At 40.6% G+C, this 22,039-nt stretch carries 20 protein-coding genes; 10 read left to right on the top strand and 10 right to left on the bottom strand.

The features are described 5' to 3' along the window. Positions 1-4 precede the first annotated feature (4 nt). Entirely contained in the window at positions 5-529 is a 525-nt protein-coding gene (rraA, locus tag PR809_RS14695; RefSeq protein WP_206276400.1) for a ribonuclease E activity regulator RraA, read from the top strand. A 643-nt stretch (positions 530-1,172) separates the two neighbouring features. Here the strand turns inward: rraA and zapB are convergent. Continuing rightward, entirely contained in the window at positions 1,173-1,412 is a 240-nt protein-coding gene (zapB, locus tag PR809_RS14690; RefSeq protein WP_004265299.1) for a cell division protein ZapB, read from the bottom strand. Between the two features lie 305 nt (positions 1,413-1,717). Between zapB and PR809_RS14685 the strand changes: the two genes are divergently transcribed. From PR809_RS14685 to PR809_RS14675, 3 genes are all read left to right on the top strand, one after another. Continuing rightward, positions 1,718-2,578 carry an MIP/aquaporin family protein gene (locus tag PR809_RS14685; protein ID WP_206276401.1) on the top strand — a complete coding sequence of 287 codons (861 nt, stop codon included), beginning with the start codon at positions 1,718-1,720 and terminating at the stop codon, positions 2,576-2,578. Between the two features lie 3 nt (positions 2,579-2,581). After that, the gene (gene glpK / locus PR809_RS14680) at positions 2,582-4,108 is read left to right on the top strand and encodes a glycerol kinase GlpK (RefSeq protein ID WP_125893492.1); all 1,527 of its coding nucleotides are present in this window, start codon (positions 2,582-2,584) and stop codon (positions 4,106-4,108) included. Between the two features lie 233 nt (positions 4,109-4,341). Next, positions 4,342-8,115: a hypothetical protein gene (locus PR809_RS14675; RefSeq protein WP_206277040.1), complete on the top strand. Its 3,774-nt coding sequence runs from the start codon at positions 4,342-4,344 to the stop codon at positions 8,113-8,115. 43 nt (positions 8,116-8,158) lie between these two features. Here the strand turns inward: PR809_RS14675 and emrD are convergent, their stop codons facing one another. Further along, positions 8,159-9,343: a multidrug efflux MFS transporter EmrD gene (emrD, locus tag PR809_RS14670; protein ID WP_166267040.1), complete on the bottom strand. Its 1,185-nt coding sequence runs from the start codon at positions 9,341-9,343 to the stop codon at positions 8,159-8,161. Between the two features lie 456 nt (positions 9,344-9,799). On the opposite strand from emrD, the gene fpr reads away from it, so the two are divergent. Continuing rightward, positions 9,800-10,546, top strand: a complete 747-nt coding sequence (gene fpr / locus PR809_RS14665) for a ferredoxin--NADP(+) reductase (protein ID WP_166267042.1) — start codon at positions 9,800-9,802, stop codon at positions 10,544-10,546. A 58-nt stretch (positions 10,547-10,604) separates the two neighbouring features. On the opposite strand, the gene PR809_RS14660 is transcribed toward fpr, so the two are convergent. Then, positions 10,605-11,024: a DUF805 domain-containing protein gene (locus PR809_RS14660; RefSeq protein ID WP_166267044.1), complete on the bottom strand. Its 420-nt coding sequence runs from the start codon at positions 11,022-11,024 to the stop codon at positions 10,605-10,607. A gap of 35 nt (positions 11,025-11,059) precedes the next feature. Between PR809_RS14660 and PR809_RS14655 the strand changes: the two genes are divergently transcribed. The 3 genes from PR809_RS14655 to PR809_RS14645 all read left to right on the top strand — a co-directional run bounded on the left by PR809_RS14655 (position 11,060) and on the right by PR809_RS14645 (position 14,021). After that, positions 11,060-11,689: a DUF1454 family protein gene (locus PR809_RS14655; RefSeq protein WP_181489947.1), complete on the top strand. Its 630-nt coding sequence runs from the start codon at positions 11,060-11,062 to the stop codon at positions 11,687-11,689. A gap of 178 nt (positions 11,690-11,867) precedes the next feature. Beyond that, the gene (gene tpiA, locus PR809_RS14650) at positions 11,868-12,638 is read left to right on the top strand and encodes a triose-phosphate isomerase (RefSeq protein ID WP_206277041.1); all 771 of its coding nucleotides are present in this window, start codon (positions 11,868-11,870) and stop codon (positions 12,636-12,638) included. 438 nt (positions 12,639-13,076) lie between these two features. Next, the gene (locus PR809_RS14645) at positions 13,077-14,021 is read left to right on the top strand and encodes an OmpG family monomeric porin (protein WP_166267048.1); all 945 of its coding nucleotides are present in this window, start codon (positions 13,077-13,079) and stop codon (positions 14,019-14,021) included. Positions 14,022-14,195: 174 nt separating this feature from the next. On the opposite strand, the gene PR809_RS14640 is transcribed toward PR809_RS14645, so the two are convergent. From PR809_RS14640 to PR809_RS14615, 6 genes are all read right to left on the bottom strand, one after another. Then, the gene (locus PR809_RS14640; protein WP_206276850.1) at positions 14,196-15,209 is read right to left on the bottom strand and encodes a sulfate ABC transporter substrate-binding protein; all 1,014 of its coding nucleotides are present in this window, start codon (positions 15,207-15,209) and stop codon (positions 14,196-14,198) included. A 360-nt stretch (positions 15,210-15,569) separates the two neighbouring features. Continuing rightward, positions 15,570-16,547: a 6-phosphofructokinase gene (pfkA, locus tag PR809_RS14635; protein WP_047756829.1), complete on the bottom strand. Its 978-nt coding sequence runs from the start codon at positions 16,545-16,547 to the stop codon at positions 15,570-15,572. Between the two features lie 405 nt (positions 16,548-16,952). Then, positions 16,953-17,897, bottom strand: a complete 945-nt coding sequence (locus PR809_RS14630) for a phosphatidate cytidylyltransferase (protein ID WP_206276849.1) — start codon at positions 17,895-17,897, stop codon at positions 16,953-16,955. Continuing rightward, on the bottom strand, positions 17,894-18,535 hold the full coding sequence (locus PR809_RS14625) for a lysophospholipid acyltransferase family protein (protein WP_181489951.1): 642 nt from the start codon (positions 18,533-18,535) through the stop codon (positions 17,894-17,896). Before PR809_RS14625 ends, PR809_RS14630 begins: the two co-directional genes overlap by 4 nt. A gap of 237 nt (positions 18,536-18,772) precedes the next feature. Then, on the bottom strand, positions 18,773-19,525 hold the full coding sequence (locus tag PR809_RS14620) for a M48 family metallopeptidase (RefSeq protein ID WP_166267056.1): 753 nt from the start codon (positions 19,523-19,525) through the stop codon (positions 18,773-18,775). A 222-nt stretch (positions 19,526-19,747) separates the two neighbouring features. Further along, positions 19,748-20,329 (bottom strand): HutD/Ves family protein, encoded by a 582-nt coding sequence (locus PR809_RS14615; RefSeq protein ID WP_166267058.1) that lies wholly within the window; start codon positions 20,327-20,329, stop codon positions 19,748-19,750. A gap of 161 nt (positions 20,330-20,490) precedes the next feature. Between PR809_RS14615 and PR809_RS14610 the strand changes: the two genes are divergently transcribed. Both PR809_RS14610 and PR809_RS14605 read left to right on the top strand, forming a co-directional pair. Beyond that, complete coding sequence (locus PR809_RS14610; protein WP_166267060.1) at positions 20,491-20,775, top strand: type II toxin-antitoxin system RelB/DinJ family antitoxin; 285 nt, start codon at positions 20,491-20,493, stop codon at positions 20,773-20,775. Further along, the gene (locus PR809_RS14605; RefSeq protein ID WP_166267062.1) at positions 20,756-21,037 is read left to right on the top strand and encodes a type II toxin-antitoxin system YafQ family toxin; all 282 of its coding nucleotides are present in this window, start codon (positions 20,756-20,758) and stop codon (positions 21,035-21,037) included. The genes PR809_RS14610 and PR809_RS14605 overlap by 20 nt, the downstream gene beginning before the upstream one ends. Before the next feature lie 294 nt (positions 21,038-21,331). Here PR809_RS14605 and PR809_RS14600 read toward each other — a convergent pair whose 3' ends face one another. After that, positions 21,332-21,916 carry a Spy/CpxP family protein refolding chaperone gene (locus tag PR809_RS14600; protein WP_195697907.1) on the bottom strand — a complete coding sequence of 195 codons (585 nt, stop codon included), beginning with the start codon at positions 21,914-21,916 and terminating at the stop codon, positions 21,332-21,334. Positions 21,917-22,039: the final 123 nt, after the last annotated feature.

Raw genomic sequence — 22,039 nt, 5'->3', positions numbered from 1 at the left:
TCCTATGAAATATGATACTTCCGAACTCTGCGATATATACCAAGAAAGCGTTAACGTGGTAGAACCCCTTTTCTCCAACTTTGGTGGACGTACTTCATTTGGCGGTCAAATCATTACGGTTAAGTGTTTTGAAGATAACGGCCTAGTGTATGATTTGCTGGAAGAGGATGGTTCTGGCCGTATTCTACTGATTGATGGCGGCGGCTCTGTCCGTAAGGCACTCATTGATGCTGAAATTGCAAGGCTAGCCGTTGAGAACCACTGGGAAGGTATTGTGGTTTATGGTGCAGTCCGTCAAGTTGATGCACTGATGGAGCTTGATCTCGGTATTCAAGCCATTGCTGCGATGCCTGCTGGTTGCCCTGATGAAGGTATTGGGGAAAGTGATATCCGAGTCAACTTTGGTGGAGTCACCTTCTTCTCTGGTGATTACCTCTATGCCGATAACACCGGTATTATCCTTTCTGAAGAGCCATTAACACCTTATGAGAACGACGGTTTCGTTGAAGATGACAATATCGACGCATAATCCGTTAAAAATTCTATAAATAAGGGCTGCAATGATTTGCGGCCCTTATTTTTATCTCAATCGGGCGAAAAGACGAAGCCAACCCTGTGACAACGTGAGGTATGACGAAAGTTTCTCTAAAGCCTACAGCGTAAGGTATAACAAAAATTTCTCTAAATAATTCGTGTTGTAGATAGGCGGCAAAGTCGATAAGACCCTAGGGGCATACATAAGTATGTGACTAGGGCGAAGAGACGAAGCCAACCCCCTACAATGTGAGGCATAACAAACATTTCTCTAAATAATTCGTGTTGTAGGTAGGCGGCAAAGTCGATAAGACCCTAGAGGCATATAACGTCTGTGACTAGGGCGAAGAGACGGAGCCAACACCCTACAATGTGAGGCATAACAAATATTTCTCTAAATAATTCGTGTTGTAGGTAGGCGGCAAAGTCGATAAGACCCTAGAGGCATATAACGTCTGTGACTAGGGCGAAAAGACGAAGCCAACACCCTACAATGTGAGGCATAACAAATATTTCTCTAAATAATTCGTGTTGTAGGTAGGCGGCAAAGTCGATAAGACCCTAGGAGCATACATAAGTATGTGACTAGGGCGAAGAGACGAAGCCAACACCCCTACAACGCGAAGTATGACGAGAAATTACACTTCTTCCATCTTACCGAGCAAAGTGCGCAGACGCTCTTGCCAAGCTTGCTGCTCTTGCTTTAACTGTTCATTTTCACGCACCAGTGAATCTGTGCCTGATTTTGCTGTTTCCAGTTCTTGGCTTAACGCACCATTTTTATCTTTTAATTCATCGATTTCCATTTGTAACAGTGTGATTGTATCAATCGCTTGTTGAACTTTGGATTCGAGTTTCTCAAATACTTCAAATGACATAATTCTGGTCTCCCTTATCAGCTTTTACACGATTGTAAGTAGCATGATCCTCTGTGTCCAGTTCCTTCCTTCTGAATCGTCATAACTTTCATTAAGAAACACTGGTCAGATCACATCACAAAGGTCGAATCCATCACTATTTTTGATTGTTTTGTTTCGCTTTAGTGATGTAACACACACTTTTCAATTTCGATATTTCTCGTTTATGTTCTTTAACGATAAATTTACAGTTAATGATTTTCGATTAGAAAATCTTAACTTAAAAAAACATTACAATATTTTTCATTTTCGTAGGATAGAAACATATGAGCCAAATGACGACTACATCACTCACGGGTCAGTGCATCTCAGAGTTTTTAGGGACTGCGTTACTGGTCTTTTTTGGTCTAGGTTGCGTTGCTGCCGTTAGGATAGCGGGCGCACAACTAGGCTTGTGGGAAATAAGTATTATATGGGGCTTTGGCGTTGCTTTAGCCGTTTACCTAACCGCTGGCACCTCAGGTGCCCACCTAAACCCAGCTGTCACCCTGGCACTATGGCTGTTTGCGTGTTTTGATAGACGCAAAGTCGTGCCTTATATCATCGCACAGATGCTAGGTGGCTTCTTTGCTGCCGCATTAGTCTACTCAATGTATTCCCCTGTATTTTTCGATTACGACCAAGTCCATCACATCATTAGAGGCTCACAAGAAAGCTTATTTACTGCGGGTGTTTTCTCTACCTACCCAGCCCCACAAATTAGTGTTCCTCATGCATTCTTTATTGAGGTCATTATTGCGGCCATTCTTGTTTGTTTAATACTCGCGTTAACTGATGATGGCAACGGTGTTCCTCGTGGCCCACTCGCGCCATTGTTAATCGGTATTTTAATTGCCGTCATCGGTGGGTCATTTGGCGCGCTCACAGGGTTCGCACTTAACCCTGCTCGTGACTTTGGTCCAAAGGTTGTGGCTTACCTCGCAGGTTGGGGTGATATTGCCCTGACTGGTGGCCGCGATATTCCGTATTTCCTTGTCCCATTGACAGCACCTATTGTTGGTGGTCTGCTAGGCGCATTCGCCTATCGCAAACTGATTGGTCGCCACTTACCTTGCATGGTATGTGAAGAAGAGGCCAAAACAGAAACATTATCCGTTAAAAACACCAAATCCTCGGAACAGGCTTAAATTATGACAACTGAAACCACTATTGCGAAAAAGTATATTGTTGCACTCGACCAAGGCACAACCAGCTCACGCGCTGTTGTACTCGACCATGATGCAAATATTGTCAGCATTTCACAACGTGAATTCACCCAAGTTTATCCTAAACCAGGTTGGGTGGAACATGACCCAATGGAAATTTGGGCATCACAAAGCTCAACACTTGTAGAAGTACTCGCTAAAGCGGATATTCGTACTGATGAAGTCGCTGGCATTGGGATCACTAACCAACGTGAAACCACCATCGTATGGGAAAAAGCCACAGGTAAGCCTGTTTATAATGCGATTGTATGGCAATGTCGCCGTACTGCTGATTTTTGTACGCATCTAAAACAAAATGACCGCGATTTAGAAGAGTATATTCGCCAAAATACGGGGCTGGTTGTTGACCCCTATTTCTCCGGTACAAAAGTAAAATGGATTTTAGATAATGTTGAAGGCGCACGTGAACGCGCAGAGAAAGGCGAATTACTGTTTGGGACAGTGGATACTTGGCTCGTTTGGAAAATGACACAAGGCCGTGTTCATGTCACCGACTACACCAATGCCTCTCGAACTATGTTATTCAATATCCGTAACCTTGAGTGGGATGACAAAATTCTCAAAGCGCTCAATATTCCACGTGCAATGCTCCCTGAAGTACGCCCCTCTTCCGAAGTCTACGGGCAAACCAATATTGGGGGGAAAGGTGGGACTCGTATCCCAATTTCAGGGATGGCGGGAGACCAACAAGCCGCTCTATACGGCCAACTGTGTGTAAAACCGGGTATGGCTAAAAACACTTATGGAACCGGCTGTTTTTTACTGCTAAATACAGGGGAAACCGCAGTACGTTCAAATCATGGCCTACTGACAACTATCGCGTGCGGTCCAAAAGGCGAAGTCAATTATGCCCTTGAAGGTGCCGTTTTCGTAGGCGGTGCATCTATTCAATGGCTACGCGATGAATTGAAATTGATTGATGAATCGACTGACTCTGAGTACTTTGCCACTAAAGTGAAGGACAGTAATGGCGTGTATGTTGTTCCCGCCTTTACAGGCTTAGGCGCACCATATTGGGACCCGTATGCGCGTGGCGCTATTTTTGGCCTAACGCGTGGCGCAAATCGCAACCATATCATTCGTGCAACCTTAGAGTCCATCGCTTATCAAACCCGTGATGTACTTGATGCAATGCAAGCAGACTCTGGTGAACGCTTAAAAGCACTGCGGGTTGATGGGGGCGCTGTCGCCAATAACTTTTTAATGCAATTCCAGTCAGATATTTTAGGTACTCCTGTTGAGCGTCCTGAAGTGCGGGAAAGCACCGCGTTGGGCGCCGCTTACCTTGCAGGCTTAGCAGTTGGTTTCTGGAGTAATCTTGATGAGTTACAGAGCAAAGCGACCATTGAGCGTGTATTCAAACCGGGTATCGAAACAACAGAACGTAATTTCAAATACGAAGGGTGGAAAAAAGCCGTAGCACGCGCCCAAGAGTGGGAAGACCGCGGCTAGTCTATTTTTAACCACATTTATTTTTAACCCCCCAAGGCCATATAATTTATATGGCCTTTCCTCTTTCCCCTGTCCACTTCCCCTATAAATATCACTTTTTCCTAATAACTAATTAGTTAATCAATGAAAGTGTAGTTATTAAAACAATAATAAATTAGACCGTTTTTTTGAGTTTATCTAGAATAACATTCCAATAAAATTCAAAATTAACCCTCAAAAAATGGATTATGGTAATGGATAACCTTAAAATATTTGCTGATGAGATACAGCAAGGTAACTTACAACTAGGATGGTATAAAAAAGGGAGAGTGGTAGTTATTCAGCAAGATACCACCTTGATAAATGCATTAAAGGATAACCCTGAACAATCAGCTGACGGCGAAAAAGCATTTAAGTTATTCAGTTGGTTAAGTGATAAGCCCCGTTTAGCGGGTGAAAATAAAAAAACCTATGTATTGAGTGCGCTCGGCACTAAATATTTCTCCGGCTTTAGTTTCCATACGAAGCAAAATCTGTTTGTTGAAAGTTTTAATTCACCCCATGAATGGATTGATGGAGAAACCAGAGCACAAGCTCAGCTCGCTGATTTATTACTACCAAGCGGGCAATGGCATCGTCATTATAGCATCGTAGTCTTACCCGAAAATGCCAATGACAAGCAAATCAATCTCGTTCGCCACTGGTTGGAACTCACAGGTGGGAGTTTATTGATAGTCAAAGATAAACACAAAAAACCCTCAGCTTCTACTCAACAACTCATTGATGAACTTCGCCCAGTAGAACACATTGCATTAACCAATAACACCTTAGAAAATCACAATTTCCAGCAAGCCATCCACCTACCACCCTACACAATAAACTCATTGAAGCTAACCGATGAGTTACGGGAGAACAGCCAGTTTTTTTCAATAACTATAAAAAATACAAATAATAACAGTGTATTATCTTTACATGACATCCCAATTACAGAAACGTCGTCTTGGCAACAGATTGCCCATTCCATCGAAACTGATGTTAATAAAATGATGGCAGTAAATCAGCTTCCTGCAGTTAAAATCAGCTATGAAAAGAATACCTTAAAACTTGTCGGTGAAAATATCATTTTTCGCCAGTTCCAATTGAAACAAACAAAACAGGCAATTTCTCGATATAATACGCAAGAAAGTGTTCCTCAAATTCTACCTATTTTAGTCGCAGAAAACCCAGATGAGCTTCCTAATCATTTAGTTGTGGGTGCCATAACAGGAAAACTGCCAAATAATCCTCACATTAAGGGTTACAAAATCCTTGAACAGCCTAAATTTGGCCGACTAACACTAAATAGCACCACCAATGAGTGGCAATATATTGCCAATAACGCAAAATTTGAAACCCACTCAGATCAATTTGATTTTATCGCCATGCTACCTAATGGCCAGCAATCACAGCCACTTTCCATTCAGTTACAAACTGAAAATGCACCGCAACTCCGCATTCCAGGGAAGCGTACGTTTTCTGTTCCAGACCCGATCTACCATGAACCTCAACGACGTTACAACCCCACACCAAGCGATATGAAAGTCCATAATATTCAACTTGCGCAGACTCACTTGCAGAATATGACGGATAAACATATGAGCTTAACGGCTAATCGCTGGGCACTATTGAATGTGGAGATCACCAGCGAAACGGCGGCAAACTCCCCCGATATTGAAGCTATTGTCAGTAGCAAAGAAAGAAAAATATTAGGTCGAGTGAGACTCACTGGCCCAAACCATCTGCCAAAAACATTAACCGCGTTTCCCCAACAAATGAATGTCTCTGCGCAAAATTGGCATCAGCAACGTTTTACAGCACCGCTAAAAGGTGAGTGGATACAACCGGATATCAACATTATAGTCACGGTTAATGGCAAACCCATTATCACCGAAGAAACCAACCAATATGGTTTGTTCTCCCCAAATGTTACCCTTGATAACCACTTAATTGTTCATGTTGATAGCCACAGTTTATATCAACAAGGTCATGGTGTTTATTCATCCTCCCCGCTCAGTTGGGGAAAAGAAGCCGCGACAATCTTACCTGTTGGACAACTCACATTGTATAGCGCTCCTGCTACAGTGAGTCACCCAAGCTTAACGCCATATTTTAGCTCTTCCAATAGTAAAGCTATCCCTCTTATTCATCCTCATTATGATAACCCTGAAGAAATTGGCTACCACCCCAGCGCACAAATTTATTGGGCTTACAATAATAGTAAGAAATACCAAACTGCTAACAATGCTAATTGTGACTATCAATATACCGCAGTTGAAATCTTGCCTTCGAGTGTTGGCACGGCGCTATTAGGACTAGCATCACCTAACCACGGTGGTGGAGTTCACGAACCCAACGTGATGTTTCATGAAGTTTTTGGTCACGGCCTTGACTTGCCTCATACCGATATGAAAGATCGCAATAATCAGCCAACATACCCTTACAGTTATTATAGTCACGGTAAAAACCCAGCCTATAACCAATCTAGGCAATATTATGTCACTTATCACGATCTCCACAGTCACTTACAACAAGCCATGCCAACCATGCTTTCCAGCTTTGTTCCTTTTCGAAGTGGTGCTTATGATGCCTTCTTGCCTCACGCAGATGCCTATAACCAAAAAATTCACCAATTTTTAAGTGGAAGAGTACGCTGGCAATATAATAAAACGAAAGGGGAAGATACCGAAGATGGCGGGTTTGCAGGTGACGGTTTTTATCAGCGCTGGGATCAAACCAATAAACAATGGGTCACACTAACTCAACAAAATTACGCTGAGTATTATAAACTAACGCAAATTGAACAATTTCCTCATCAGCGCGATGTACCGATTTATTGGATACAGCACCAATTTGCCAAAATGGCGGATAATACCCTTCATCCTTATAGCACTATCACCGTTGATCGTACCATAGGAAACCTCCCCGCTGACTACCATAATCTAAAAACGGGGGGTGGCCGCCCATATGATATTTATGGTGACTATGCATTAACTGTCACTTATGCGACTCCAAATGGGTTATTAACCGAGGTATTACAAATTCCACACGCAGTGAGCTTCAATATTGCAGATAAAGGCGAATTGGTTCGGTTTACTGTACATGAATTAAACTACAAAAATGAGATGGGTTCGTTGCTCTCCCACTATAGCAACCCAAATTCATTAGCGAATCGTCTATTTGCAGAGCATGATGGCCAAACAGTCCCTAACCAATTGTTACTCGATAATTATTGGCAAGGAACCCCTATTTACTGGGCTGCAACAGAAGAAGGCTTAATTGATTTTTCGACAGGTAAAGTCAACACCGACAAAATCACCTCAAACAGTGCGCTCTACGCTAAATGGGTTGAAAATGGCCGCCTACATCAACAATATTTTTCATTATCTGACCCATTTGGCCAAAAACGGCAAGTTGATACTTCTGTGAAGTTTATTGCGCTCAATCACCTTGATACTCACACAATGGATTACTCCACGAGACCTGATGTGCTCTACTGCACAGCGGAGCAACCTTTAGTTGCAGATGTAAATTTCGAACAAACGGTTGATATTACTCACTTAAACTTGCCTGATGGCCAGTACGCTTTTTGGGTCACACTATGGACAAGTGATGCTCAGAAACAAGTTCAAGAAAATGTGCCAGCAGAAGAGTGGTATTTTTCAGTACAACAAAATCAATTAACAATAAAAGGCACAATAGACAGTACCCCAGAACTAAAACTGGATGGAATACTCATTCATATCGACCAACACTTGCAGGACAATGCGATACCAAAATTGGTTTGGCTCCAACAAGACTATAAAAACCCAGTGGGACAATTAGCAGAGAATACAGAATTTCTAGATCACAACCGACCGGTAATATTTAATTCAGGAGCCATTTTGCCAGAGTTAATATCATCAATACCTGAAGAGGAACCTAGCTCTTTTTATTCATCAACACAATCAATTCCGCAACATAAGCAAGCTGATATACTACTCAGCGCGTAATCTAAAGGTCAGTCTGTCTTTTCACAGCCTGACCTTCTTCCCATTAGACAGTCCGTTCTGAATGCGCCATTCGTTTAGCGAGTGGTAGCCAGCACAGTAAAATGAGTACTGACATTAAAAACATCAACAACCCGAGGCTAAACTGTCCGTTCTGCGGTAACAACGCAGAAACCCAAGTTGCAACACCTGAACCGACATTTTGCAAGCCACCAACGAGTGCGCCCGCAGCCCCTGCCAAATAAGGGAAAGGCTCCATTGCCCCTGTCGTTGCTAACGGAAATAACATACCTGCACCAAAGAAAAACACCGCTGCGGGTACTAATAATGTCCAGGTATTCATAACGCCAAACCAACCAGGTACCCACATCATAAAACCAGCCAATAAACAAACAAGCACTGAATGCCACATCAAATTATAAAACGTTTTTCCCTCTCGCCCTGCATACCAAGCACCAAAGAAAGCGGCAGGAATAGGCAAGATAAATAAGATACTTACGGTGATGCTATTTAGCCCCAATACACCGCCCATCAATACACCGCTACTGGCCTCAAACACTGCTATTCCAGCTAATGCACCCACTAACATAGCAAGATAAGAGAGAAATGAGCCACTCGATAATAACTCTCTATATGATGCGATCATTTTATGCTTTTCAGGTGAAACGGGGCGTGTTTCTGGTAACCAACGATACATACTTAATAATACAGAAGCACCTAAGACAAATAGGAAAATATAACAAGCATGCCACCCCCAGAAATGCGCCAATATTCCGCCAAACATTGGAGCTAATAATGGGCTCACTAATATTCCCATATTTAATAAACTATTTGCATAACGCAACGCAGTGCCTTTATATAGGTCACGAGGCATGGTTCTTGCCATCACACCCGCAACACCCGTTCCTAGGCCCTGCAACCCACTCGCTATAGTGAGTACATTTAATGTTGGCGCAAAAATTGCCACAATCGTTGAAAATAAGAAAATAGTTAAACCCGTTAAAATAACAGGTCGGCGACCAATTCGGTCAGAGAGCGGCCCATAAACTAACTGCGAAAAACCATAAGAAAATAAATAAGCCGCCATCACTTGTTGAACAGCACCAGATGGCTCATTAAAATAAGCGGCAATTTCAGCAATGACAGGAACATAAATAGTTTGTGTCATTTGGCCGACCGCTGCCAATGCAATTAGCATCAATAGCAAATTAAAATGTTCCAGTTTTCTCATTTTTCTCTCAAATACATCCAATAATGCAAAAACACTCTATTTCGGACACAAAATAACGCTGCATTATTTCATTGTAATAACGCAAAATTATTTAGGTGCTTAATTATCAATATAAAAATACTGCTCTACGCTTTCATGTCATTTTAAATAAATAGCAAATAATGCGTTTTGCTTGAGTGTGACTAAGATAACAAAAGCTGCCATCTTTTCGTAGTAGTACGACATTTTATATTTTCCGCTAATGGCAGTAATATTCGCCAGCATTGTCAACATAACTGTACATTGAACTTTAAAACTTACCAATTCCAAGAATAAAACACTGAAACACATTATCGATAAGCATAAATAATGAACTGTTTTAGTATTAAATCCTAGTAAACCAGACTTTGGCTCATTTATATCAAAAATGAGTTATTTCTAAGATAGTCGATTTTAAAATATGAAGAGGTGGGATTTATGGCAAATTGGGTAACAGGAACAGTGATTGAAGCCAGATTTTGGACCGATTCATTATTCAGCCTTGTCATCAAGGCCCCGATTAAACCCTTTACCGCAGGGCAATATGCAAAACTTGGACTAGAGATCGAAGGGGTTCGTGTTCAGCGAGCTTACTCTTATGTCAACGCACCCAGTGATGACCGACTTGAATTTTATTTTGTCATCGTTCCCGAAGGAAAACTTAGCCCCAAACTAGCGCAATTAAAACCGGATGATACGTTGCAGATCACGGATGAAGCCACGGGTTTCTTCGTGCTAGACGAAATACCTGAATGTAAAAATTTGTGGATGTTATCAACAGGTACCGCAATTGGGCCTTTTTTGTCCATCTTACAGGAGGGTAAAGACCTTGAGCGTTTCGAGAAAATTGTTTTACTTCACGCTGTCCGTTATGAGAAAGATTTAAGTTATTTACCCTTAATGAAAAAGTTGGAACAACAATACCAAGGAAAATTAAAGATTGTCACCGTAGTGAGCCGGGAACAATGTGCGGGTTCATTATATGGTCGGGTTCCAGCTTTAATTGAGGATCATGAACTCGAAAACACTGTTGGCTTAACACTTTCGCCTGACACTTGTCACGTCATGTTGTGTGGCAACCCTGAAATGGTCAGAGATACTCGTGATACGCTGAAAAATAGCCATGGGATGGTTAAACACTTGCGCCGCAAGCCTGGCCATATATCTAGTGAACAATATTGGTAATGTCATACACTACCCTGATGCATCTTCAGGGTAGCATTTATGCTATATGGTATTCGCGCTATAGATAATCTACTGTTTCTGTTTCTTCACCATAGTGATTAACACCATCCATTCCCACAAAAGCCCCACAATCGAGTACCATTATCATAGTAATTAATAATGGTAAGAAACGCCCTATCCCCCATTGCCACACAGGTTCAAATTGGCTGACATCGATTGAAAAAAGTGCAAATGCCAATAAAATTAACGCAAACCATCCCCCCGATTTCCCACGGTCGTGTAAACGCTTCACAAAGATAGCCGCCAAAGGATAAAGTAGTAAAATAAATAACGAGATAGCAAGCGTTTCAGAAAATAGCAGTGCATTTTGTAACAGGGCAACGGCGGTCATTAAAATAAAAATGACTGCAATACCTACCCAAAATGGCCGGCGACCGATACGGCCTTTGAAGGAAAAAGCCCATTGTTGTAATGTCATTACCTATAATCCTGATACAATGTGGAAAACTAAAAATGAGTGGCTCAAAAATGACCCAAACTTTATTTCGCTCGGTATACGCCATCATAACCATTTTTGTGCTTAGTGCGCCACAACTGGCTTTCGCTCAGAAAGTCCCCACTTTGCCAGATACCGATTTCAAAGTCGCCTATTTAGCCCCTGACGCCCCCTCTTTTGAGTTGACTATTCCTGAGCTGCGCAATCAATTCAATCATGAATATAAAGATTTATATCTCCATGAATATAAAGTCATTACGAGTCAGGATATCTCCGCTCCTTACATTCGCGCGGCCTCTCGTATTAACCAACAGATATACTCCTCAGCAGTGTTAGAGCGTGGTAGTGAAAAAATTAAAAGTTTACAGATCACATTACTACCGTCTGATAACCCACAAGAAAACCAAAAAAACCGGCAATTAATGGAAAGTTATACCATGGCAATGGTCCGTATATTTTCCCCTGAAGTTTCACTGGATAAAGCCCCTGAGCTTACGGAAGCCTTAAATAAATTTATTGCCAATAATAGTACAACTCACGCGGAAGAAGCTCGATTAGGTACGTTAAGGTATATTTTAGTAAAAAGTGACAATAATGTGCTTACTTTTGCTGTTGAACCGATTAAGCTAGAACAACAAACACCCTAAACTGACTGTGATCACGCTCTAAGAACAAGCATGATAAAAAGCAAAGCTATTATTATCCATTGTTCTTATAATGCAGAAGGTGAATGGCGACAACATTGTCACATTGCGCGTGTAACATAAGCGTGTGATGAATAACTTATTGATTAATCATTCAAACTCTCTGGTTGGAGGAAACAACATGCGACATCCATTGGTAATGGGTAACTGGAAACTGAACGGCAGCACACAGATGGTCAATGACCTCATCGCTGGCTTGCGTAATGAACTCAGCAGCGTTGATGGCTGTGGTGTGGCTATTGCACCACCTGCACTTTATTTGACCCAAGCTAAACATGCGTTAGCAGGTAGCCGTATTGCATTAGGTGCACAAAACGTTGACGTTAACCTATCAGGTGCATTTACAGGTGAAACCTCTGCTGAAATGTTAAAAGATGTTGGCGCCAAATACATCATTATCGGCCACTCAGAACGTCGTACCTATCACAACGAAAGTGATGAATTTGTCGCTAAGAAATTTGCGGTATTAAAAGAGCAAGGCCTGATCCCAGTACTGTGTATTGGTGAAACTGAAGCTGAAAATGAAGCTGGTAAAACTGAAGAAGTATGCGCTCGCCAAATTGATGCCGTATTAAATTCTTTAGGTGCGGAAGCTTTCCAAGGTGCCGTTATCGCCTATGAGCCAATCTGGGCTATCGGTACAGGTAAATCAGCAACACCTGCACAAGCACAAGCAATCCATAAATTTATTCGTACCCATATTGCGAAAAAAGATGCAGCCATTGCTGAACAAGTGATCATCCAATACGGTGGTTCTGTTAATGCCAACAATGCAGCAGAGCTATTCACTCAACCAGATATCGATGGTGCCTTAGTGGGTGGAGCTTCTCTGAAAGCTGACGCTTTTGCTGTAATTGTTAAAGCTGCAGCTGAAGCAAAAAGAACAAAATAAGGTTATTTTAACACCTTGAGATTAACCGCCAATATTGGCGGTTTTTTGTTTTTATTAACTCTGTTATTCATAAAAATTTCATATCAATAACCTTACTCCCATAATAATTACCAGAAAATAATTACCACCAAACAATATAATTGAAATTTGATTTTTAAAAAAATAAATTGAAATTAATTAAATTCGAAATAAATTAATAAACGAATGATTAAAAACTCAGAAATAAATCATTAATAAAAATATTCATCAATTTGAAACAAAATAAAAACACCATAAATAACAGTAAATTGAAAGGGGCTTCAATTTCATTTTATCTATACCACTTATCCTCTATTAAATAATAACGGTAGACAACCTATAAAAGTTAATTCACATTTAATCTCGCTAATCGCTCAGCTAGATAATTAACATTAATAACTTTTACCTTGAAGGATAAATATGAAATATATAGTTGGTTTAATCTATAGCATCATAACTATATTCCCTGCAATTTGTTTTTCTGAATCAAACGATGACTCTTGGCGAGTTAATACTAATATTTATTTGGAAATAGAAGAATACCAAGGTCAGCGTGATTCATTCAAAAATAGAGTCTACGATAAAATCAGCACAGTTGGCCAATTAAAGCTATACAACCCTAAATCTGACTGGCGTTTTACCCTAGATCATCGTGAATCCTTAAGGAATCATGGTCGCAATTTCTCAACCTCACGGGATTCTTACATTCGGAACCGCACGCAAATTGATGCTATCAAGCAAATTATCAACACCTCAAAATCAGACTTAGAACTTGGTTTTCGTTACAGAAAAGAGTCAAACGATGTGGAGCCTAACAGCAAAGCACGTTCTTCGAATCGTTTATATGGCTTAACCCCTGCCGGTGAGTACCGTTTCAACGATGATTGGTCTTTTAACTTTTGGCTCTCTTATCTTTATTACAGCAATTATTTCAACGACAGTAGCCATGAAGCAGAAACCGAATATGGCGTGACTTATAAATATTCAGATGCATTAAAAGCAAAACTCACTGTTTATATTGATAACCAATGGGATAAACATTTCAGTACCCGCTTTTTACAATCACAAGTTCGCGCTTACTTACCCATTACCATTAAACCCAACTGGAAAATTACACCGTATGTACGCTATTTCTTACAAGAAAATACCTATGACAAAAATAATTATTTAACCCAGGAAATTAAAAATGGCTTCCGCATTGGCTCCCGCGTGGAATACAAAGCTACACCATCTCTAACTTTATGGAGTGAACTCGCCTATGAGCCTTCAACATGGAAATCGCCTAAAAAGAATGGGATCACGTCAGGGTATGATAACAAGCAAACCCTATATCTCGGTAAAATCGGCGTAAAATATCAGTGGTAATTTTTAGTTTGCAACTAACTTAGTTCACAGAGAAATACCCGAAAATACAATACTCAAAATAGTTCGTGCTGTAGCTAGGCGGCAAGAGAAGCTAATCCCTAGGAGCATACACCAGTATGTGACTAGGGTTAGCGAGCGTCGCCAACAACGCTACAGTACGAAATATGAAGAGTATTAGCGTCGAATGATTTCGTCGAACACCCCCCCATTCGCAAAATGCGTTGCTTGTGCTAATTGCCAACCACCGAAACTGGCGTCTACCGTCAGCAACTTAAGCTCAGGGAACTGCTGCTGATATTTTTTAGCCACTTCCACATTTCGTGGACGATAATAGTTTCTCGCTGCAATTTCCTGCCCTTCCGCAGAATAAAGATGCTCTAGGTAAGCTTCTGCAACAGCCCTGCGGTCACGTTTATCGACAGTTTTATCAACAACAGCGACGGTTGGCTCAGCAAGAATCGAAATACTTGGCGTCACTATTTCAAACTGCCCGCTTTCCCCCAACTCATTGATAGCTAACAACGCTTCATTTTCCCAAGCAATTAATACATCACCTATGCCGCGTTCAACAAAACTATTGGTCGCACCACGAGCCCCTGAATCGAGTACTTCCACATTTTGATAAAGTTGTTTAACAAATTGCTTTGCTTTTTCAGGATCTTGCTGGTTTTTATCTAACGCATATCCCCATGCCGCTAAATAATTCCAACGTGCTCCGCCTGAGGTTTTCGGATTCGGTGTCACCACAGAGACGTCTTTGCGGACTAAGTCATCCCAGTCCTTAATATTTTTCGGGTTATCTTTACGGACTAGAAAGACGATAGTCGATGTATAAGGTGCTGAGTTATCGGGGAGTTTTTCTATCCAGTTTTTATCTATACGGCCACTTTGTGCAATAGCATCAACATCATAGGCTAAAGCCAACGTCACAACATCAGCTTCTAACCCATTCACTACTGATATGGCTTGCTTACCAGACCCCCCATGAGATTGCCGAATAGTGACAGTATCCCCCGTTTTCTTTTTCCAATAATCACTAAATTCCTGATTATATTGTTGATAAAACTCACGAGTCGGATCATAAGACACATTCAGTAATTGAATATTTTTCGCCCATGCCCCTGTCGCTAACAGCAATAACAATGCTGTGGTGAATTGTGATTTTGTTACCTGCCATGAACTTGCCATCTGCCTTTCCTCATTAAATTTATGATAAGGAGAGGCTGACAGATAGCACCAATTACGGGAAATAATTAAAAAGAAAAACTTATGCTTACGGGGAATATGTGAACAGATAAGGGGGAGATTTAAGTTGTAGGTAGGCGGCAAGTAAAGCTAATCCCTAGGAGCATACATAAGTATGTGACTAGGGTTAGCGAGCGTCGCCAACAACGCTACAGTGCGAAATATGACAAATATCCATCTTCTAAAGAGTTCAAGTTGTAGGTAGGCGGCAAGCAAAGCTAATCCCTAGGAGCATACATAAGTATGTGACTAGGGCTAGTATGCGTAGCCAACACCCCTACAGCTTGAAATATGACGAAGATTTTAGTAGAGCTTCTTAGCCGTATCAAACCAATCCTTCTTAAAGACACGCTTCATATTCATAACCGCATCAATAATATCATGATGGACTAACTTCTCATTTTGAATACCTACGCAGCGCCCACCGTAACCTTCCAGTAGAAGTTGGATGGAATAAGCCCCCATGCGTGATGCTAAAATGCGGTCATAAGCAACTGGAGATCCGCCACGCTGGATATGGCCTAGAACCGTTGCACGTGTTTCGTGATGGGTTTCTTGCTCAATATATTTGGCTAACTCACCCACGTCACAAACGTGTTCAGTGATAGCAACGATTGCATGGCGTTTGCCTTTTTCAATACCGCGCTTGATTTCAGATAACAATTCTTCGCGATCGAACGCCATTTCTTGCTCAGGCAATACAAGGAATTCGCACCCACCCGCGATCGCCGCAGATAATGTTAAATCACCGCAGTAACGTCCCATCACTTCAACAATAGAGATACGTTTATGAGATGTAGAGGTATCACGCAAGCGGTCAATTGCTTCAACAACGGTTTCAAGTGCAGTAAAATAACCAATGGTGTAATCGGTTCCTGCAACGTCATTATCGATTGTACCTGGTAGACCAATGCACGGGAAGCCTGCTTCGGTCAGTGCTTTCGCACCCAAATAGGAACCATCACCACCAATAACGACTAGTGCATCAATATGATTTTTCTTCAGATTTTCAAAGGCTATTGCACGTACTTTTTCATCACGGAATTGTGGGAAGCGAGCTGAGCCTAAAAAGGTGCCACCGCGGTTGATCATATCCGATACGCTGTATCTATCTAATTGTTTCATGCGGTTTTCATATAGGCCAAGGTACCCGTCAAAAATACCCATGACTTCTAAACCTTCACCCAATGCCGCACGAACCACACCGCGGATCGCTGCATTCATGCCTGGCGCGTCACCACCACTCGTTAAAACCCCAATTCTTTTAATCTGCTTGACCATGATGACCTCTGATTAATGAACATAAAATTGCAAACCGATAAAACCGTTACGCTGTTAATCTTTTTAACGCTAATTACACTGACTTACCAGTGCTGAATTGATTCACCTAGCAGCATAATACGGCAAAGAGTGAATTATGCATCTGCTTTCCATCAAGCTTTTATGTTTTATTGTGATCCAGTTTACATAATTCTAGCCGATCACCCCAATAGGTAAATCTTTCAATGTAAAAAAAGCTCTAGAGTACAAACTGAAGCGAATTACCCTAGTTGAATCTTAGTTTGAAATAAAAATTAAGTATTGATGATAACACTTAAATTCCTTCGATGCTGTACCTATAAAACAAAAGAAAAGCACCATTTGGTGCTCTTTGGGTGAACGAACAAAAACGAAAATAAAATAGGGCTATGTATAGTAATAACGCGTTAAATGGAAAAAAATAGGCGCAGCAAAACACAATGAGTCAATGCGATCCAGCATCCCACCATGCCCTCCAATAATCGCCCCAAAATCTTTAATACCACTATCACGCTTAATTGCTGACATACATAATCCTCCCACAAACCCCATAATGGTAATCGCTAATGACATCAGCCCTGCAACCCACCAGCTAAACGGGGTTACCCAGTAGAGGCAAATACCAATTAATACTGAAGATAATATTCCGCCAATAAAACCTTCAATTGTCTTATTTGGGCTCAACTTAGGCACAATAGGCCGCTTACCCATTAACTTGCCAAAAACATACTGCAACACATCTGAAATTTGCGTCACAATAATCAAGAAAAGTAATAGTTTTACATTTTCGCCTTCATAGCCTTGAATATTCAGCATCAATAACGCAGGAACATGGCTTAAACAGAAAACAGCCACCAACATCCCCCACTGAATCTTTGCAGTGCGTTCAAGAAAATGAAAGGTATCTCCAGCTAAAGCAATACGGGTGGGCAAGAAAAGGAATACAAAAACAGGCACGAAAATTGAAAATAACCCATACCATTCAATACCTACCAAGACATATTGCAATGGAATAAAAACAAAAAAGCACCAAAATAAAGCTTCATGGTCACTTCGTCGTGTTGGCGTTAAGGTAATAAACTCTCTGAGTGCAAAGAACGATATCAGCGCAAATAAGATCACCACACCTATGTTGCCAAGTACCACAGCAAGCACACAAATAATGCACATGACCCACCATGCGCGGATACGAGCATTTAAATTATCAATGGTTGGGTTACTTTTTTCACCTGAATAACGGTATGCAAGGATACCACCAATAACACTGGCAAATACCAGTATCCCAAACACACCTGACAATAGTAATACTAACTCCCTGTCCCCAATACTCATGGCATTAGCTCCTCAAGTGCTTCTTTTGCTCGCTGCAAAAAGGCGATTTTATTTTCATTTTCCATGATAGGTACTAAAGGCTTACCAACGATAGCTGAACAAATCACAGGCACAACAAGCTTTGACCCCTTCGGTAATACACGATTTAAATTTTCCAAATACACTGGAACAACTTCAACATCAGGGTATTTTTTCGCGAGATAATAGAGCCCACTTTTAAATTGGCTTAAAGTTTCCCCATCACCGCGGGTGCCTTCAGGAAAAAAGATCAATGAATGCTTTGACTCTAATACTGATTCTAAGGGAGCTAATATATTATTCTCTGCAGGCTTATCACCTTTTCTGTCGACCAATACCGCCCGAAAAACCTTATTAACTAAGTAACGCCGAAATGGCGTCTTAATCCAATAATCCTTAGCGGCAACAGGGTGAACAAAATGGCGCATTAAAGGTGGTAACCCAGACCAAATAACCAAACCATCAAGATGGCTGGAATGATTGGCATAATAAATACGCGAGTTCATTGACGGTTGGCATCCCACCCAGCGTGTGCGAACACCGGTTAATAAACGGCAGGTTCCCGATAACAGCATGCCCATTCCCTTAGCTAAAAGAGAAATTCTCTGCACTTTTTCCATCTTTTTTCCTTGCTAACGTTTTATCAAACGAAAATTTGCAAAATTACGAAAAGACCTGAATATCGTTTAATTAACAAGATAGAGAGTCAGTTACAGGAGTACAACGGGATAAGTTCTGATTTGTAATATAAGAAAAGTAATATTGAGATAAACAGCAGGAAATAAATGATTGGTGTAGCAATATATCATCACATTACTACACCAGAACGACATCCAACTAACATCAATAATTAAATACTATTTTTTGTCAGCAGCAATACGGTCACGGATGTTTTGTGCACGCTCGCTTGATGGTGGGTGAGAATCAAACATACTTGTTTCACTGCTACCCATTTTTGCTAATTTTTCAAAACCAGTCACTAAACCGTCAGTTTTAACACCGCGTTTTTTCAGTAAATCGTAAGAGAAGTTATCTGCTTCACTTTCTTGGTGCTGAGAAAACTGTGAGTTAATCAGTTTTTCACCCAGAGCAGCAACTTGTGATGCGCTCAGTTGTTCTACTACGCCACCAGCTGATGATGCAGCAGTACGTGCAGCAACCGTTGCATAAGCAACTTGCATAGCTTTACGTGTATGACCTAATGCAACGTGGCCCATTTCATGGCCTAAAACACCTTCAACTTCATTGTCATTCATCACATCCATAAGGCCGCTGTATACGCGAACACAACCATTCGCCATCGCCCATGCGTTTACATCGCTAGTCATATAAACTTTATAGTTTACTGGGGTACCATCAACTTCGTTGCCCAATGCTTTTGCGATTTTATCTAAACGTTTTGCATATTTGCTAGACGCTGGTGCAATTTTGTTTTGCGCATCCATTTCTTTACATGATTCATCACTGAATTTCTTAACGTCTGCATCACTCAATGTTGCCGCTTGGAATAATTGCATGCCTGAGTTAGTCAACATCCCTTGGTCTAAATTTTTACAACCCGTTAAAATGACAGCAGAAACAGCAACTGCCACAAGCGCTTTCATCTTCATAGAACATTTTTCCTGTAGTATATAAGTATTATTTTTTAACAACGCTAAAGACTATGAATTTTGCGAAAAATAACAATAGGAATAAAGCCATAATTATATAATATATGAATTTGATAACGTTTTGGCTAAAATTGCAAAATGGGCAGAATATTATTCCAACAATAAGCGCCATATAAGTGTCATACAAATACCAATTAAAATTCAGAGTAAAAACGAACTTAACTATTTAATAAATAACTCAATAATGCAAAAATCATTTTCTATATTTTGCTCAATAGTAAATTGAAGAACTTCTCGATTTTCTTTGACTAGTAAAGTCTCAAATGGTTTTAAATAAAAGGAATCTGAATTAATTTTCATCCCTAGACTGGGAGCAATATTAAAAATTAAGATCTCGCTAGCTCCGCTCACCCAAGAGTTAATAAGCTCAGTATTCACCCATTGTAAGCGCGCTTGATATTTTTCAGGGTTATAGATGACATTAAAATCACGAATTGCACCTTGGATAAGTTCTGCATAAACTTCGCTGTCCCCATTAAAAGCAAAAAATTCTTTTTGCTGTAATGTCACCGCTGGGTTCTTATCCACATGTAAAATAAGCCCTTCTCCTTCCAATACGCCAATAATACGTTGCCGATTTTGGAAAAACGAAAATGCTCCCGCGGTTTTAACATCGGCAATCGACACTCGCCAATCAAAATCATCTAAACCTTCACCATGACTGCGAGCCAGTTCAAGCGTCGACCCTTGGCCATTTTTCCAAGGCATATTGCGATAATCTTGTGTCGTTAATATCTGAGTCATAAAGAGAGCCCTACTTTGGTGGATACATTGTTTTTATAGTAAGAATGAGAGATGAAAATAGCAGACTTTCAACAAAAAAACGTCTATTAAAAAATCAATTTTAAATCGTAGCCCGCATGTGCTACGATTTAATTGTTCATCATAAGAAGAGGATAACAGTAATGGCCAATACTCAACACAAAACAGATATTGTCAGAGCGAGAATTGAACCTAAAGTCAGGGAAAATGCTGAAGCAGTGCTATCTGAATTAGGGATTAGCATGTCTGATGCTATTCGTATTTTCGTCAAGCAAATATCATTGCGACAAGCTTTTCCGATTGAGTTAAAAACACCAAACTCAATTACATTAGAAGCTATTAATGCACCAACTACAGACGAAATATTTGACTCTGCTGATGACTTATTTAGCCAAGTGAGCAAGTCCGATGCTAAAAATTCGCGTTAAATCCCAATTCAAAAAAGACTTAAAAAAGTCGTTATCTGACAAAAAAAGAAATACTCAGCTATTAAAAGAGTTAATCGATAACCATCTGTGCATTACTGGCTCTGTTCCAGCAGAATATTTGCCTCATCCCTTAAAAGGAAACTGGAAACCTTGCTATGAATGCCACATACAACCCGATTTTTTATTAATTTGGGATATAGACTACCAAACCAATGAAATCATATTAGTTCGCTGTGGCTCGCATTCTGAATTATTTGGCTAATTCATCACATTTTCCAACCTAAAATAATTAAATTGAAGTGGGTAACCGTCCACTTTCCGTCCACCTCGGCTAACTTTGATGAACTTTCAGAGCCTTTTAATAAGTCATAACCCTATGTTTTTAAAAAATTTATTTATTTTTGAGATAAAAAAAAGCCCCTAACAGGGGCTATAAAAGACAGGGATGGTGTCTATGGCAAGGAAAAACTTCACTTATTGCTACTTCACTACTTACTATGGAACTCAGGATATGAAACTAACTAACTTGCATTACTACGGGTACTAACAACTAAACTTACTGAAACTGCATCGCTTGAAATTCCGACATTTTGTATTGCTGCATTTCTTGTTGGTGAATATGTTCAAGCTCTGTTTTCTGTTCTGGCGTTAATAACTGGTACAATTCATGGTGAATTCGAGCCATTTCAACACGTTGTTCCAGTTCTTTTTGCATTCGTTTTTCAAGCTCTTCACGAACCGCTTTGTCATCAAAGCTATCCGCTATAATTAATTTGTGCAGTGCTTCACGTTCTTTAACTAAAGCAGTGTTATCAACATGATAATGGCGCTGTGTTGCCATTAAATCGCGTAATTGCTGACGCTGTTTTTCATTTAACGTGATACCATTAAACATAAAGGTACTGGCACGTTCTTCACTGCTAGATAACTCATGATGTTGGAAAGGCACAACCGCATGGCCCGTTGGCGCTGTTGGCCCAGACTGCATCTGTAACATCAAAGGTGTTGAACTTTCATTTGCAGCACTTTTTGGTTCTTCTGCAAAAGCAACCGCTGGCCCGAACACAAACGCAGAAGCTAAAACTAACATTGCGGTTTTATGTACTGTATTATGTACTTTGCTATGCGTTGTTCTCAGCATTTGACACCTTGTCTCCGAACTGTGCTCGTGATTCAATGTGAACAAATATACACCTGTGGCTGCAAACTAGCGTCAGAGCATGTAAAAGAACGTAAAGTCATGGAATCGTACAGATTGTTATCG

Origin of the sequence: Providencia sp. PROV201, from assembly GCF_028479545.1 — a bacterium.
GTDB classification, from domain to species: domain Bacteria; phylum Pseudomonadota; class Gammaproteobacteria; order Enterobacterales; family Enterobacteriaceae; genus Providencia; species Providencia huaxiensis.
This window is presented reverse-complemented; position numbering and strand designations above follow the sequence as displayed.

What these genes read in the sequence shown, in the direction of transcription:
- PR809_RS14660 (WP_166267044.1), bottom strand. Translation starts at nt 11,024, where the DNA reads ATGACATTACAACAATGGGCTTTTTCCTTCAAAGGCCGTATCGGTCGC.
- PR809_RS14625 (WP_181489951.1), bottom strand. Translation starts at nt 18,535, where the DNA reads ATGGAAAAAGTGCAGAGAATTTCTCTTTTAGCTAAGGGAATGGGCATG.
- PR809_RS14600 (WP_195697907.1), bottom strand. Translation starts at nt 21,916, where the DNA reads ATGCTGAGAACAACGCATAGCAAAGTACATAATACAGTACATAAAACC.
- PR809_RS14615 (WP_166267058.1), bottom strand. Translation starts at nt 20,329, where the DNA reads ATGACTCAGATATTAACGACACAAGATTATCGCAATATGCCTTGGAAA.
- PR809_RS14675 (WP_206277040.1), top strand. Translation starts at nt 4,342, where the DNA reads ATGGATAACCTTAAAATATTTGCTGATGAGATACAGCAAGGTAACTTA.
- PR809_RS14655 (WP_181489947.1), top strand. Translation starts at nt 11,060, where the DNA reads ATGAGTGGCTCAAAAATGACCCAAACTTTATTTCGCTCGGTATACGCC.
- emrD (WP_166267040.1), bottom strand. Translation starts at nt 9,343, where the DNA reads ATGAGAAAACTGGAACATTTTAATTTGCTATTGATGCTAATTGCATTG.
- PR809_RS14685 (WP_206276401.1), top strand. Translation starts at nt 1,718, where the DNA reads ATGAGCCAAATGACGACTACATCACTCACGGGTCAGTGCATCTCAGAG.
- PR809_RS14630 (WP_206276849.1), bottom strand. Translation starts at nt 17,897, where the DNA reads ATGAGTATTGGGGACAGGGAGTTAGTATTACTATTGTCAGGTGTGTTT.
- glpK (WP_125893492.1), top strand. Translation starts at nt 2,582, where the DNA reads ATGACAACTGAAACCACTATTGCGAAAAAGTATATTGTTGCACTCGAC.
- PR809_RS14640 (WP_206276850.1), bottom strand. Translation starts at nt 15,209, where the DNA reads ATGGCAAGTTCATGGCAGGTAACAAAATCACAATTCACCACAGCATTG.
- PR809_RS14605 (WP_166267062.1), top strand. Translation starts at nt 20,756, where the DNA reads ATGCTAAAAATTCGCGTTAAATCCCAATTCAAAAAAGACTTAAAAAAG.
- PR809_RS14620 (WP_166267056.1), bottom strand. Translation starts at nt 19,525, where the DNA reads ATGAAGATGAAAGCGCTTGTGGCAGTTGCTGTTTCTGCTGTCATTTTA.
- fpr (WP_166267042.1), top strand. Translation starts at nt 9,800, where the DNA reads ATGGCAAATTGGGTAACAGGAACAGTGATTGAAGCCAGATTTTGGACC.
- PR809_RS14645 (WP_166267048.1), top strand. Translation starts at nt 13,077, where the DNA reads ATGAAATATATAGTTGGTTTAATCTATAGCATCATAACTATATTCCCT.
- PR809_RS14610 (WP_166267060.1), top strand. Translation starts at nt 20,491, where the DNA reads ATGGCCAATACTCAACACAAAACAGATATTGTCAGAGCGAGAATTGAA.
- pfkA (WP_047756829.1), bottom strand. Translation starts at nt 16,547, where the DNA reads ATGGTCAAGCAGATTAAAAGAATTGGGGTTTTAACGAGTGGTGGTGAC.
- zapB (WP_004265299.1), bottom strand. Translation starts at nt 1,412, where the DNA reads ATGTCATTTGAAGTATTTGAGAAACTCGAATCCAAAGTTCAACAAGCG.
- rraA (WP_206276400.1), top strand. Translation starts at nt 5, where the DNA reads ATGAAATATGATACTTCCGAACTCTGCGATATATACCAAGAAAGCGTT.
- tpiA (WP_206277041.1), top strand. Translation starts at nt 11,868, where the DNA reads ATGCGACATCCATTGGTAATGGGTAACTGGAAACTGAACGGCAGCACA.